Annotated in this window: 9 protein-coding genes and 1 pseudogene; all 10 read left to right on the top strand. The window is 56.1% G+C overall.

Annotation, left to right across the window (positions count from 1 at the left end; all coding sequences use genetic code 11):
* Positions 1 to 11 precede the first annotated feature (11 nt).
* The 10 genes and pseudogenes from BQ8005_RS12945 to BQ8005_RS12905 all read left to right on the top strand — a co-directional run bounded on the left by BQ8005_RS12945 (position 12) and on the right by BQ8005_RS12905 (position 13,979).
* Positions 12 to 1,181 (top strand): exo-beta-N-acetylmuramidase NamZ family protein, encoded by a 1,170-nt coding sequence (locus tag BQ8005_RS12945; protein ID WP_075318346.1) that lies wholly within the window; start codon positions 12 to 14, stop codon positions 1,179 to 1,181.
* A gap of 93 nt (positions 1,182 to 1,274) precedes the next feature.
* A complete protein-coding gene (locus BQ8005_RS12940; protein ID WP_075318345.1) occupies positions 1,275 to 2,744 on the top strand; it encodes a sodium:solute symporter in 1,470 nt (489 codons plus the stop codon).
* A 17-nt stretch (positions 2,745 to 2,761) separates the two neighbouring features.
* Positions 2,762 to 5,854, top strand: a complete 3,093-nt coding sequence (locus BQ8005_RS12935; protein ID WP_075318344.1) for a golvesin C-terminal-like domain-containing protein — start codon at positions 2,762 to 2,764, stop codon at positions 5,852 to 5,854.
* Between the two features lie 28 nt (positions 5,855 to 5,882).
* Positions 5,883 to 7,745 (top strand): outer membrane protein assembly factor BamB family protein, encoded by a 1,863-nt coding sequence (locus BQ8005_RS12930; RefSeq protein ID WP_075318343.1) that lies wholly within the window; start codon positions 5,883 to 5,885, stop codon positions 7,743 to 7,745.
* A gap of 30 nt (positions 7,746 to 7,775) precedes the next feature.
* Positions 7,776 to 9,230, top strand: coding sequence for a glycosyltransferase family 2 protein (locus BQ8005_RS12925; RefSeq protein ID WP_075318342.1), 1,455 nt, complete (start codon positions 7,776 to 7,778; stop codon positions 9,228 to 9,230).
* A 297-nt stretch (positions 9,231 to 9,527) separates the two neighbouring features.
* On the top strand, positions 9,528 to 9,680 hold the full coding sequence (locus BQ8005_RS17425) for a hypothetical protein (RefSeq protein WP_159436256.1): 153 nt from the start codon (positions 9,528 to 9,530) through the stop codon (positions 9,678 to 9,680).
* A gap of 76 nt (positions 9,681 to 9,756) precedes the next feature.
* Positions 9,757 to 9,960, top strand: a pseudogene (locus tag BQ8005_RS12920) (DUF4922 domain-containing protein); the annotation flags it as partial.
* Between the two features lie 18 nt (positions 9,961 to 9,978).
* The gene (locus BQ8005_RS12915; protein ID WP_075318341.1) at positions 9,979 to 11,322 is read left to right on the top strand and encodes a SpoIID/LytB domain-containing protein; all 1,344 of its coding nucleotides are present in this window, start codon (positions 9,979 to 9,981) and stop codon (positions 11,320 to 11,322) included.
* Between the two features lie 19 nt (positions 11,323 to 11,341).
* Positions 11,342 to 12,667, top strand: a complete 1,326-nt coding sequence (locus BQ8005_RS12910; RefSeq protein ID WP_075318340.1) for an MFS transporter — start codon at positions 11,342 to 11,344, stop codon at positions 12,665 to 12,667.
* 34 nt (positions 12,668 to 12,701) lie between these two features.
* The gene (locus tag BQ8005_RS12905; protein ID WP_075319219.1) at positions 12,702 to 13,979 is read left to right on the top strand and encodes an exo-beta-N-acetylmuramidase NamZ family protein; all 1,278 of its coding nucleotides are present in this window, start codon (positions 12,702 to 12,704) and stop codon (positions 13,977 to 13,979) included.
* Positions 13,980 to 13,996: the final 17 nt, after the last annotated feature.

Here is a 13,996-nt window from a genome sequence, read left to right as displayed (position 1 = left end):
CACAGACAACCATGAAAAAAATTCTCATATTCTTATTGTCCATCCTATGCTGGTGCTACGAATGCCGAAGCCAAGAAGGCAGGATCATCCTCGGCGACGAGCAAACCTCCGAATACTTCCCCATTCTGAAGGGAAAACGGATTGCCGTTTTTTCTAATCACACGGGTATGATTGGCAACAAACACTTAGTGGATGTCTTGCTGGAAAACAAGTTCAACGTAGTGGCCATCTTTTCGCCCGAACATGGTTTCCGAGGCAATGCAGATGCAGGCGAGCATGTATCAAGTTCCGTAGATTCAAAGACGGGAGTACCTATCCTGTCGCTTTACGACGGCAAGCTGGGTAAACCAAGCGAACAATCCATGCGCAAATTCGACATCCTCATCGTCGACATCCAAGACGTAGGCCTACGCTACTACACCTATTACGCCTCCATGTGCCGCCTGATGGACGCCTGTGCCGAATACGGCAAGAAGATGCTTATTCTCGACCGTCCCAATCCCAACGGACATTATGTGGACGGACCGATACTCGACATGAAGCATAAGTCAGGCGTGGGCTGGCTGCCCATCCCCATCGTACATGGCATGACGCTAGGCGAACTGGCCCTGATGGTCAACGGCGAGCGTTGGCTGCCTGCCTCTCGTGTGTGTGACGTGACCGTCATCCCTTGCAAGAACTACACGCACCAGACGATGTACAGGCTGCCCATCGCTCCGTCGCCCAACCTTCCGAACATGAAATCCGTCTATCTGTACCCCTCGACCTGCTACTTCGAGGCAACGCCCGTCAGCCTGGGACGAGGAACAGACAAGCCTTTCCAAGTATATGGCCATCCCAACATGAAGGGCTACGATTTCAGCTTTACGCCACGAAGCGTGCCAGGCGCCAAGAACCCGCCTCAGCTCAACAAGTTGTGCTACGGCGTGGACCTGAGCGGTATGAGCGATGAAGAGATCTGGAAACGGGGCGTGGATCTGACATACGTCATTGATGCCTACCGCAACCTGAATTTAGACGACCATTTCTTCCGTTCTTTCTTCGAAAAACTGGTAGGTGTGGATTACGTACGCAAAATGATTGAAGACGGAAAAAGCGCCGAAGAAATTAAGGCCATGTGGCAAGACGACGTGAAGAGATTCAAGGAACAGCGAAAGCCCTATTTGCTCTACGAAGAATAACCAAAGAGAAAGCATTGTTTTTTCAACCCGAAAGCACTGTTTTCCGACCAGGAAAACGATGCTTTCCCAAACAAGAACAAAAGAATACTAAATATGACTACCGTTTGGATCATACTCGCTACCATCGCATGCTACTTCGCACTGCTATTCATCATTTCTTGGATAACAGGGCGCAAGGCTGACAATGCCGGCTTCTTTACAGGCAACCGCAAGTCGTCCTGGTACATGGTAACACTGGCCATGATTGGAGCTACCATCTCGGGCGTGACCTTCATTTCCGTACCTGGCGCCGTCCTGGCGGGCGGATATTCCTACATGCAGATGGTGCTGGGCTTCTTTGTAGGCTCTATCCTCGTGGCACTCGTACTGATACCTCTCTTCTACAAAATGAACCTGGTCAGCATCTATGGTTACTTGGAAAGTCGCTTCGGGCTGGCTTCCTACCGTACAGGGGCGTGGTTCTTCTTCGTATCAAAGATGCTGGGAGCTTCTGTCCGCTTCTTTGTGGTGTGCGTCGTGTTGCAAACGCTGGTGTTCGCTCCCCTGCACGTACCGTTCTCACTCAACGTAGTGCTGACGGTAGCGCTCATCTGGCTCTATTCTTTCCAAGGCGGCGTGAAGTCCTTGATTTGGACAGACTCTCTGAAAACCCTCTGCCTCGTCGTGTCGGTCATCAGTTGCATCGTGGTTATCGCCAACAACCTTCAGATTGGTTTCGGCGAACTTCCTGCGGCCGTGGCCAGTCATCCTACCAGCAAACTGTTCTTCTTCGACGACCCCAACGACGGCCGCTACTTCTGGAAGCAGTTCATCGCTGGCATATTCATGATTATCGCCTGCACAGGCCTCGACCAGGACCTGATGCAACGTACCCTGAGTTGCAAGAACTTCCGCGAGTCGCAGAAGAACATGATTCTGAGTTCGTTCATCCAAATCTTCGTCATCGGCCTGTTTCTCGTATTGGGTACGCTGCTCTACATGTATGCCGACGTCAACCTGAGCCAGGAAGGCCCGATAGCAGGCGACGCCCTGTTCGGCAAAGTGGCATGGAGCGAAGACTTTCCGCTCTTTATTGGCATCATCTTCATCATCGGGCTGATAGCTTCTGCCTATTCTGCCGCCGGCTCCGCCCTGACGGCGCTCACCACCTCGTTCACCATCGACATCCTGAAGGCAAACGAGAAACAAAACGACAAAGACCTAACCCTGACACGCAAGCTGGTGCATTTCATCATGTCGCTGCTCATGGTGATTGTCATCGTCATCTTCTATGAACTGAACGACGACAGTGCCATCAACGCCGTCTATAGCCTTGCCGCCTACACGTACGGCCCCATCCTCGGCATGTTCATCTTCGGCATGGCCTGCAAGAAGCCTGTCCACGACCGATGGGTACCGCTGGTGGCCGTCGCTTCGCCCATCCTCTGCTACATCCTGCAAAGCCATAGCGAGGCATGGTTCGGCGGCTATCAGATCAGCTTCGAGCTGCTCATCATCAATGCACTGATTACAGCCCTTGGACTTTGCCTGCTTATTCAAACCAATAAAAAACGTTATAATTAACTTAAACCCAATCCACTATGCAAGCAAAACAATATATCTGGCTTGCTCTCTTCGCCGCTTCCCTCCTTCCACAGGCAGGAAGTGCACAAGAGCTTTCTATGGATATCCGACAACACATCGGAAAATACCTGGACGACATTGCTCGAAAGGAAGTTTCGATAGGGCGCATCCAAATCGACTCCACAGCCGTCAGCGGAAAGACCTTGCAACTCTTTGCCAACATGAATTGCGCCTACATTCCTTTTCGAGAAAACAACGTGGCCGAAATATACGACGGCGTGCGACATATGCTTCCCGCCGAATTTGCTTCGCACAAGCTGGAGATATATACCAACAAACGACGCATCGAAGAGCTCATTCCTCAAGCCTTGCGCAACAAGCCCGACAAGAAAGCCAAAACCTTTGCACCCGCAGGCGACAAGCCGTTAGTGAGCAGAGTATCCGAAGCCTATACGCCCACCAATGGACTCCACAACCGCCACATCGCGCTCTGGCAAAGCCATGGTTTCTACTACGAGCAGAAGCTGACACGCTGGGAGTGGCAACGTGCACGCATCTTCCAGACGGTGGAAGACCTCTACACGCAGAGTTACGTACTCCCCTTCCTCGTCCCCATGCTCGAGAATGCGGGTGCCAACGTACTACTCCCCCGCGAACGTGATTGCCAGCACGAAGAAGTCATCGTGGACAACGACGGTTATCTGGCCAGAGCCTCCCTCTATACAGAAACGAATGGCGATAAAGTATGGACCCAAGGCCAAGGAGAAGGCTTCGCACACCTGCACACACTATACACCGACTTCACCAATCCTTTCAAGGAAGGTACCTATCGCATGACCGAAACCATCAAGAAAGGAAAGGAAAGTACCGCTGAATGGATACCCGACATACCTCAAAGCGGTCAATATGCCGTCTATGTATCCTATCAGACATTGCCCAACAGTACAGACGAGGCTCTCTATACCGTCTACCACAAAGGCGGTAGTACCCAATTCAAAGTGAACCAGCAAATGGGTGGAGGTACCTGGATCTATCTGGGCACGTTCAGCTTCGACGCAGGCAAGCACAACTGCTATAAAGTAGTGCTGAGCAACCGCAGCTCCAAAGCAGGCAAAATCATCACTGCCGATGCCGTAAAGATTGGCGGAGGTATGGGCAACATCGCCCGTAGCCTTTCGGATAAAGGGAGTACCGAGAATCTGAAAAGTTCGGACAAGGCCGCCAATACGGACAACGGACAGAAACGACAAGAAGTGAGACAGCATTCAGCCGATATACCCGCTATACCCAGTGGCTATCCACGCTTCTGTGAAGCTGCCCGCTACTGGCTGCAATGGGCAGGTATACCCGACAGTATCTATTCTGAAAGCAACGGACAGAACGACTATACCGACGACTACAAATGTCGTGGCATTTGGGTGAACTATCTGGCTGGAGGATCTTCTGTCAATCCAAACGAAAAAGGCTTGAACATCCCCATCGACCTGGCCTTCGCCTTCCACTCCGATGCGGGCACCACACTCAACGACTCTATCATCGGCACTCTGGGCATCTATCAGACAGATGCTTACAACGGCGTGTTTGCCAACGGGGCTTCCCGCTACTTGTCACACGACCTGACCGATCTCATCCAATCGAATATCATCCGCGACGTCCGCACGCTCTACGAGCCGAAATGGAGTCGCCGCGGCATGTGGAACCAATCTTACTTCGAGGCACGCGTGCCACGCGTCCCCACCATGCTGCTCGAACTTCTCTCCCATCAGAACTTCGCCGACATGCGCTACGGCCTCGATCCGCGTTTCCGCTTTACCGTGAGCCGTGCCGTCTATAAGGGCATGTTACAGTTTATCTGCTCACAATATCACATGGATTACGTTGTACAACCGCTACCTGTCGACCACTTTGCCATCCGCAACGTAAGCGAGAACGAAATCGAGCTCACCTGGCAGCCCGTAGCCGACCCGCTGGAGCCGACAGCCAATGCCGAGAAATACATCGTCTACACCCGCATCGGCGACGGCGATTTCGACAACGGTGTACTGGTAGACAAGAACAGCTATCGTACAACTCTCCCCGCAGGAGTCGTTTGCAGCTTTAAGGTAACAGCTGTGAACAAGGGCGGCGAGAGCTTCCCCTCCGAGATTCTTTCTGCCGGTCGCGCCTTCCAACCTAAGGGTACAGTACTGGTAATTAACGGCTTCGACCGTATCAGCGCACCCGCAGACTTCGTGGCGCCTGCCCCCGCAGACACGCTGCTGGCAGGCTTCCTCGACGATGTTGACCACGGCGTCCCCTACGTAAAAGACATCAGCTACATCGGCAAGATGAAAGAATTCCGCCGCACAATTCCTTGGATGGACGACGATGCTTCAGGCTTCGGCGACAGCTACGGCAACTATGAAACGCAAGTTATTGCAGGAAATACATTCGACTACCCCGCCATACATGGTGCAGCTATTCTCCAGGCAGGTTATTCTTTCGTATCATGTAGCGACGAAACGGTGGAGGAAGGCTCCGTAAGTATGAATGACTACGCCTACGCCGACCTCATCCTAGGCAAGGAATGCCAAACCAAGATGGGACGTGGCGGCGTGAAACCGTTGAAGTTCAAAACCTTCAGCCAGCCCATGCAGCAGGCCATCACCGCCTACTGCCAGCAGGGCGGAAACCTCTTCGTCTCCGGTTCTTACGTCGGAACCGACCTGTGGAATAACCGCCTGACACCGCCCGACAAGGCCGACAAGGCCGACCTGAAGTTTGCCACCGAGATACTGAAATACCAATGGCGTGTCAACCAGGCTGCCGCCGAAGGACGTGTCAAGAGCGTTGCCTCTCCTTTTGGCAAGCCGAACGGTGATTACAGTTTTCATAACGAGCTGAATGCAGATTGTTACGTGGTGGAAGCCCCTGACGCCATCGAACCGGCCTCACCCGACGCCTGCACCTTCATGCGCTACTCGGAAAACAACCTCAGCGCTGGTGTCGCCTACAAAGGTACCTACAAGACCTGCGTCTTAGGTTTCCCCTTCGAAACCCTCCGCACAGCTGAAGAACGGAACCGCCTGATGGAAGCCATCTTGACTTTCTTCGACGACGGAGAACAATAAATGATCCCAAACAAAACCTGAACAGATTATGAAACGAAATTGGCTCATCCTCCTACTACTGCTTATCTGCCTCGCCCCGCTGACGATGCAGGCCCAAAACAAATTCTTCCGCTTCGCACAGATTACGGACATCCACTTCGCACCCGGGAACCCCAACCCGACCGAAGACCTGCTGCGCACCGTCGCCCAAATCAACGCCACGGACAGCATCGACTTTGTGCTGGTAACGGGTGACTTGACCGACAATGGAGACCGCCTCTGCATGGAGCGCGTCAAATCGTGCCTCGATCTGCTGAAAGCGCCCTACCACGTCGTCTTGGGCAACCACGAGACGAAGTGGAGCGAATCGGGCTGTACGACCTTCGCCGACATTTACGGTGGCGAACGCTTCAAGTTCATGCACAAGGGCTTCCTCTTCCTTGGCTTCAACTCGGGACCGCTGATGCGCATGGCCTACGGACACGTAGTGCCGCAAGACATTCGCTGGATGACCGATGAAATGAAGAAGGCAGGCAAGGACACACCCGTCATCCTCGTCACACACTACCCCATGCTGGAGGGCGACGTGGACAACTGGTACGACGTGACCGACGCTGTGCGCCCCTACAATGTCCGTCTCTTCATCGGGGGACACTACCACCGTAACCGCCACCTGAGCTACGACGGCCTACCAGGCATCCTGATGCGCAGTAACCTGCGCGATGCCGACGGCAAGCCGGGTTATGGCATCTACGAGGTGGGGCCGGATTCCATCCGCGTTTTCACCCAACGCATCGGCGAACCGAAGCAGCAATGGGCCGCTCTTTCGCTCACGCATTCCTACTATGACCATCAGGGAAGAGCCGAAAAATACCCTGACTATTCCGTCAACCAAGCGTATCCGCAGGTGAAAGCCGCTTGGACGGTGCAGACCGGTGTGGGCATCTACTGCTCGCCTGCCACGGACGGCGAACGGGTGTTCATTGCCGACGATCTGGGCCGCCTGACCGCCTACAGCCTGAAAAAAGGCAAACGTCTGTGGAGCTTCGCCGCTGAAAGACGCATCGTGGGCACTCCGGCCGTAGCAGAAGGCGTAGTAGTGTTCGGCTCGGCCGACAAGCGCGTCTACGGCGTGAACGCCACGGATGGCAAACTGCTCTGGACGCTCGAAGCCTCGGCACCCGTGCTGGGAGCCGCAGCCATCGCCGACGGCACGGCCTACATCGGTGCCAGCGACCACACCTTCCGCGCCATCGACCTGAAGAGCGGCAAGCTACTCTGGGCCTACACCGACGTGCAGGGTTATATTGAAACACGCCCACTGCTGGCTGACGGCAAAGTCATCTTCGGTGCGTGGGACAACACGCTCTACGCCCTCGACCGACAGACAGGACGCGAGTGCTGGAAGTGGACACACGGCCTATCGGGCATGCACTACTCGCCTGCCGCCGTATGGCCCGTGGAGGCTGACAACAAAGTGTTCATCGCCGACCCCAAACGTGCACTGACCGCCATCGATCTTCGGACGGGGAAAACCGTCTGGCGCACCTTCCAGTCACAGGTGCGTGAGAGCGTCGGCCTGTCCGAAGACGGACAGCGCGTCTACGCCAAGACCATGAACGACAGCATCGTCTGCTACGCAGCGCAGGGTGGTGAAGCCCGTCAACTCTGGGCCACGAACGCCGGCTTCGGCTACGAGCACGCCCCCTCCATGCTGCCCGAAAAGGACGGCATCGTCTACGCCAGTACCAACGACGGACTGGTGTGCGCTTTGGACGGAAAGACAGGCCGCATTATATGGCAGCACAAGGTAGGCAACTCACTCATCAACACCGTCGTTCCACTGGAAGGCCAGCGCGTGCTGGTCAGCAGCACAGACGGTACCGTCACACTGCTGCAAGCCAAGAAATAAGAAATGTATAACCGCTAAAAAATAACGATCATGAAACTGATTGACAGCTATCTCCTCTACACCGGAAACAGTGACATCGTACAAACCGTTGAAGGCCTGCAAGCCACCGGCCAGACCGGACAAATCATCCTCTTCGGCGCCGAAGCGCCCGCTGCCCTGCCCGCAGGCTGCGGCTTCCTCTCCGCCGCCGATCCCTTCGGCAGCCAGAGCCTGAAAGCCATCGCCGCACAGGCCGAAGCCCCCTACACCCTGCTCTACACCAAGGACACCATCCTCAGCCTGGGCATGTTCGCCCTGGAGCGCATGATGCGCATTCTGGAAGACAGCGGCGCCGCCATGGCCTACGCCGACCATTACCAGCTGAAGGACGGCCAGCAAACCATCGCCCCCGTCATCGACTACCAGCAAGGCTCGCTGCGCGACGACTTCGACTTCGGCTCCGTGCTCCTGCTCCGCACCGCCGCCCTGAAGGAAGCCGCCGCCCGCATGAAGACCGACTACCGCTTCGCCGGGCTCTACGACCTGCGCCTGAAGCTGTCGCAACGCGGCGAGCTGGTACACATCAACGAATACCTCTACACCGAAGTGGAGAACGACACCCGACGCAGCGGCGAGAAAATCTTCGACTACGTGGATCCGAAGAACCGCAACCGCCAGCTGGAGATGGAAGCAGCCTGCACCGAACACCTGAAGGAAGTGGGCGGCTACCTGAAGCCTGAGTTCGAACACATCGAGTTCGACCGCGGCGACTTTGAGTACGAAGCATCGGTCATCATCCCCGTGCGTAACCGCATCCGCACCATCCGCGACGCCATCCGCTCGGTGCTCTCGCAGCAGGCCGACTTCAAGTTCAACCTCATCGTCATCGACAACCACTCCACCGACGGCACCACCGAAGCCATCGACGAGTTCAACAGTGACCCGCGCCTCATCCACCTCATCCCCGAGCGCAACGACTTGGGCATCGGCGGCTGCTGGAACCTGGGCGTACACCACCCGTGCTGCGGCAAGTTCGCCGTACAGCTGGACAGCGACGACGTCTACAAGGACGAGCACACGCTGGCCACGATGGTGCGCGCCTTCTACGAGCAGAACTGCGCAATGGTCGTAGGCACCTACATGATGACCAACTTCGACATGCAGATGATTCCGCCCGGCATCATCGACCACCGCGAATGGACGCCCGAAAACGGCCGCAACAACGCCCTGCGCATCAACGGGCTGGGAGCGCCCCGAGCCTTCTACACCCCCGTGCTGCGCGAGGTGAAGGTGCCCAACACCAGCTACGGCGAAGACTACGCGCTGGGCCTCGCCTTCTCGCGCCGCTTCCAGATAGGCCGTGTCTACGACGTCGTCTACCTCTGCCGCCGCTGGGACGACAACTCCGACGCCTCGCTCGACGTGGTGAAGATGAACGCCCACAACCTCTACAAGGACCGCATCCGCACCTGGGAGCTACAGGCACGCATCGCGCTGAACAGGTAGCCTATCGGGATAAGCAAGGCATCCGACGCCTCGGATGGGTCGACTATCGGGATTTTCTACCCGTCCGACGTCTCGGATGGCCCGACTATCGGGATTTTCTACCCGTCCGACGCCTCGGAAGGCCGACTATCGGGATTTTCTACCCGTCCGACGTCTCGGAAGGCCCGACTATCGGGATTTTCTACCCGTCCGACGTCTCGGAAGGCCCGACTATCGGGATTTTCTACCCGTCCGACGCCTCGGAAGGGCCGACTATCGGGATAGGCAGCCCTAACTAATAATAAAAGAACAGAAGCTATGACAACTTTGAACGAAAACGTACATCATCTGCTGGACCGCCAGCTCGCCGCCTGGGAAACGGCGCGCCGCAGCTACGACGCCCTCGCGGGCGTCGCGCCAGATCCGCGACCGTTCCACGAAACCAACCCGCGGGGAGGACATACGCCCTAACGGGAAAAAGGCCGGGGAGAGTTCCCGCGGACTGTCAAAAAGGTTGCCTCTAATCCACATCAAGATGTGTAAAAGCCCCGCCTGCTACACGGCCGAAGGCGACGCCCGCCTGCTCAGCAGCCCCGCGTCGGTCGACCTCGGCGGCGTGTTCATCACCCCCGTCGAGCAGGACTTCCAGAAAATCACCGCCGACGACGTGGCGCAAATCCTGAGTGAGGTCTGTCTTTCGCCCGAAGCCTTCGCCCGGGTGAAGGCGTGTATCCGCAACGAAATTCATTAAACCAGAAACCGAGATACCATGAACGAACCCTACGTACACGTCGGAATCGTATTCGACCCCCAAATAGAATTTACCCTGCTGACTCCCTACCAGCAAGACGGCCGGAAGGTCGACGGTCATCAGACCGTCACCTTCGACCACGGCCGCATCCTGTGGCAAGACCGCCTCTACGACGAACTACTCTTCGAGCCCGAGGACGAACCGACGGCCTCGTTCGAGCTGCACGGCGTTACCATCGGCATCAACTTCCACTGGGAGCGCAAAGAAGACCAGCGTTTCCAAGGCGCCCTGCGCATCATCGTAGAAGACAACCACCTGACCGCCGTCAACGTCATCCGTGTGGAAGACTACCTGACGAGTGTCATCTCCAGTGAAATGAGTGCCACCGCCTCGCTGGAATTGCTGAAGGCCCATGCGGTGATTTCGAGGAGCTGGCTGCTGGCCCAAATCAACAAGAACAAGGAAATCGCATCCAAACATACAGACTACTCGGCCTGCACGCAAACCGACGACGAACTCATCCGATGGTTCGACCGCGAAGACCACCCCCGCTTCGACGTCTGCGCCGACGACCACTGCCAGCGCTACCAGGGCATCACCCGCGCCTCGACCGACATCGTGCGCCAGGCCATCCGAGCCACCCGCGGACAAGTGCTGACATCCGACGGCCGAATCTGCGACGCCCGCTTCTCCAAATGCTGCGGCGGCGCCTTCGAAGAGTTCCAGTACTGCTGGGAAGACACGCCCTACCCTTACCTGCGCAAGCAACTCGACCGCCGCATCCGCCAGGGACAGACTTCTGTACCCGACCCTGCCCTGCCCGACCTCACCATCGAAGCAGAAGCCGACCGCTGGATACGCACCTCGCCCGAGGCCTTCTGCAACACCACGGACAAGCATATTCTCTCGCAGGTACTTAACAACTACGACCAGGAGACAACCGACTTCTACCGTTGGCGAGTGGAATACACACAGAAAGAACTGTCGGCCCTCATCCTGAAGCGTTCGGGCGTGGATTACGGACAGATCGTCGACCTCGTACCCGTGGCCCGCGGCACTAGCGGACGACTATGGAAACTGAAGATTGTGGGCACCAAACGCACCCTGACCATTGGCAAGGAGCTGGAGATACGTCGCACGCTGTCGCCCTCGCACCTCTACAGCTCGGCCTTCGTGGTGGACAAGCACGATCTTTCGCCTGAAGGTATCCCTGGACGCTTCAGCCTCATCGGAGCCGGCTGGGGACACGGCGTAGGTCTTTGCCAGATAGGCGCTGCCGTCATGGGCGAACAGGGCTACAAGTACGACGAGATATTGCTGCACTACTATATCGGAGCCAACATAGAAAAAATCTATTCATAAATAAACATACATACGAATCATGAACTTACAGACAAGAAATATTAGTCCTTGGGCGTGGGTTCCCACCCTGTACTTTGCCCAAGGCATTCCCTACTTCATCGTGAACAACATCTCCGTGATGATGTTCACCAAGATGGGCGTACCCAACGGGGAGATGGCTCTGTTTACCAGCCTGCTCTACCTGCCGTGGACCATCAAGCCCTTCTGGAGCCCGTTTGTAGACATTATCAAGACCAAGCGCTGGTGGACAATAGCCATGCAGGTCCTGATGTCCGCCGCCTTCATCCTGCTGACGCTGGCCATCCCGCGGCCGAACGAAACAGACATCGCTGCTGGCACGACCCATATCAGCCTTTTCACCTTCACATTGGTCCTGTTCATCATCACTGCCTTCGCCTCGGCCACCCACGACATTGCCGCCGACGGCTTCTACATGCTGGCGCTGAAACAAAGTGACCAAGCCGCCTTCGTAGGCATCCGAAGCACGTTCTACCGTCTGGCCTCCATCTTCGGCCAAGGCGTACTCGTGGCCATTGCCGGTGCCATCGAGCTGAAGACGAAAGACATTCCGCTTTCGTGGACCATCACGATGCTTGTCACCGCTGTCCTGTTCAGTCTGGTAACGTTCTATCATATCTTCGTGATACCCAAGCCCGCTTCAGATAAACCCACGCTGGCAGCCGGTACTGCCAGTGCCAAAGCCATCTTCCGCGAGTTCGGGCGTACCTTCGCCACCTACTTCACCAAACCGGGCGTCCTGCTGGCCATCGTGTTCATGCTGCTCTACCGCCTGCCGGAGGCGTTCCTCATCAAGATGTGCATGCCCTTCCTCGTAGCTTCCAAGGCATCAGGCGGACTGGAGCTGTCCACCGCCGAAGTGGGTATCGTATATGGTACCATCGGCGTCATCTTCCTCACCCTGGGTGGTATCCTGGGCGGATTGTTCGCCTCACACCTCGGCCTGAAGAAGTCCATTTGGTGGATGGCTGGCTGCATGACTCTGCCGTGCCTGACGTTTGTCTACCTGGCCATCGCCCAGCCTGACAATGTAGTCATCATTTCCACCGCCATTGCCATCGAGCAGTTCGGTTACGGCTTCGGTTTCACGGCCTATATGCTCTACATGATGTACTTCTCCGAAGGCGAGTTCAAGACCTCGCACTATGCCATCTGCACAGCCTTTATGGCGCTGAGCATGATGATACCGGGCATGTTCGCCGGATATATACAGGAAGCCATCGGATATACGGACTTCTTCTGGCTGGTGATGGTGTGCTGCATTGCCACGGTCATCGTCACCTTCTTCGTGGACAGGAAGATTGATCCGGAATATGGAAAGAAATGAAAACAGATTATCATTATTATAGAATAGGATGACCATGAACAAGAATAGAAAGAATATACTTACATCCGGAGTAAGGCTTGAGAAGACTCTCCTGCTCCTCTTCCTGTGCCTCTCCCTCGGCGCACAGGCTCAGAAAATACACATCAAAACAGGGATTGAAGTACTGAAATCACAGAATTTCCGTTGCCTGGAGGGTAAACGTGTGGGACTCATCACCAACCCTACGGGCGTGGACAACGAACTGTACTCCACTATCGACATCCTGCACGAAGCGCCGAACGTCAACCTCGTGGCCCTTTACGGACCGGAACACGGTGTGCGCGGCGACGTACATGCAGGCGACCACGTATCCGACCAGCGCGACCCCGCCACCGGCTTGCCCGTCTATTCACTCTACGGCAAAACGCGCAAGGCCACGCCCGAGATGCTGAAGGACGTCGATGTGCTGGTATATGATATTCAGGACATCGGCTGTCGCTCATTCACCTATATCAGCACGCTGGGACTAGCTATGGAAGCCGCTGCCGAAAACGGCAAGGAGCTTATCGTGCTGGACCGCCCCAACCCGCTGGGCGGACTGAAAGTAGAAGGCAACCTGACGGAGGATGATTGCATCTCCTTCGTCAGCCAATTCAAGATACCCTACGTCTATGGCCTTACCTGTGGCGAGCTGGCCCTGATGCTCAACAGTGAACGGATGCTGACGGGCGGTGTGCAGTGCAATCTGACGGTCATCAAGATGAAGGGCTGGAAGCGACGCATGGACTACACGGCCACGGGACTGCAATGGATTCCCTCGTCACCCCACATTCCACACCCTCACTCGGCCTTCTTCTACCCCGTGAGCGGCATCCTGGGAGAACTGGGCTACATGTCCATCGGCGTGGGCTACACCATCCCCTTCCAGATGTTCGCCGCTCCTTGGGCCGAGGCTGACAAGCTAGCCGACGCACTGAACGCCCTGCACGTGCCCGGCGTCATCTTCCGACCCATCTACCTGAAGCCCTTCTACAGCGTAGGACAGGGACAGCAACTGCAAGGCGTACAGGTACACATTACTGACTACGCCCGCGCGCCGCTCAGCCCCCTGCAGTTCCTCGTAATGCAGGAAGTAGCCTGTCTGTGGCCCGACCGCGCCGTCTTCGACCATGCCGACAAGGGCCGCTTCGCGATGTTCGACAAGGTGTGCGGTTCGCGCCAGATACGCGAACGCTTCACGAAAACCAACCGCTGGGAGGACATACGGCCCTACTGGGAGAAGGACGTGGAGAGTTTCCGCCGACTGTCTAAAAAGTATTACTTATACCGATAAGTCTAAAAAAGACAATG

The organism is Bacteroides togonis (assembly GCF_900130135.1).
Classification (GTDB): domain Bacteria; phylum Bacteroidota; class Bacteroidia; order Bacteroidales; family Bacteroidaceae; genus Bacteroides; species Bacteroides pullorum.
This window is presented reverse-complemented; position numbering and strand designations above follow the sequence as displayed.

What these genes read in the sequence shown, in the direction of transcription:
- BQ8005_RS12945 (WP_075318346.1), top strand. Translation starts at nt 12, where the DNA reads ATGAAAAAAATTCTCATATTCTTATTGTCCATCCTATGCTGGTGCTAC.
- BQ8005_RS12940 (WP_075318345.1), top strand. Translation starts at nt 1,275, where the DNA reads ATGACTACCGTTTGGATCATACTCGCTACCATCGCATGCTACTTCGCA.
- BQ8005_RS12935 (WP_075318344.1), top strand. Translation starts at nt 2,762, where the DNA reads ATGCAAGCAAAACAATATATCTGGCTTGCTCTCTTCGCCGCTTCCCTC.
- BQ8005_RS12930 (WP_075318343.1), top strand. Translation starts at nt 5,883, where the DNA reads ATGAAACGAAATTGGCTCATCCTCCTACTACTGCTTATCTGCCTCGCC.
- BQ8005_RS12925 (WP_075318342.1), top strand. Translation starts at nt 7,776, where the DNA reads ATGAAACTGATTGACAGCTATCTCCTCTACACCGGAAACAGTGACATC.
- BQ8005_RS17425 (WP_159436256.1), top strand. Translation starts at nt 9,528, where the DNA reads ATGACAACTTTGAACGAAAACGTACATCATCTGCTGGACCGCCAGCTC.
- BQ8005_RS12915 (WP_075318341.1), top strand. Translation starts at nt 9,979, where the DNA reads ATGAACGAACCCTACGTACACGTCGGAATCGTATTCGACCCCCAAATA.
- BQ8005_RS12910 (WP_075318340.1), top strand. Translation starts at nt 11,342, where the DNA reads ATGAACTTACAGACAAGAAATATTAGTCCTTGGGCGTGGGTTCCCACC.
- BQ8005_RS12905 (WP_075319219.1), top strand. Translation starts at nt 12,702, where the DNA reads ATGAACAAGAATAGAAAGAATATACTTACATCCGGAGTAAGGCTTGAG.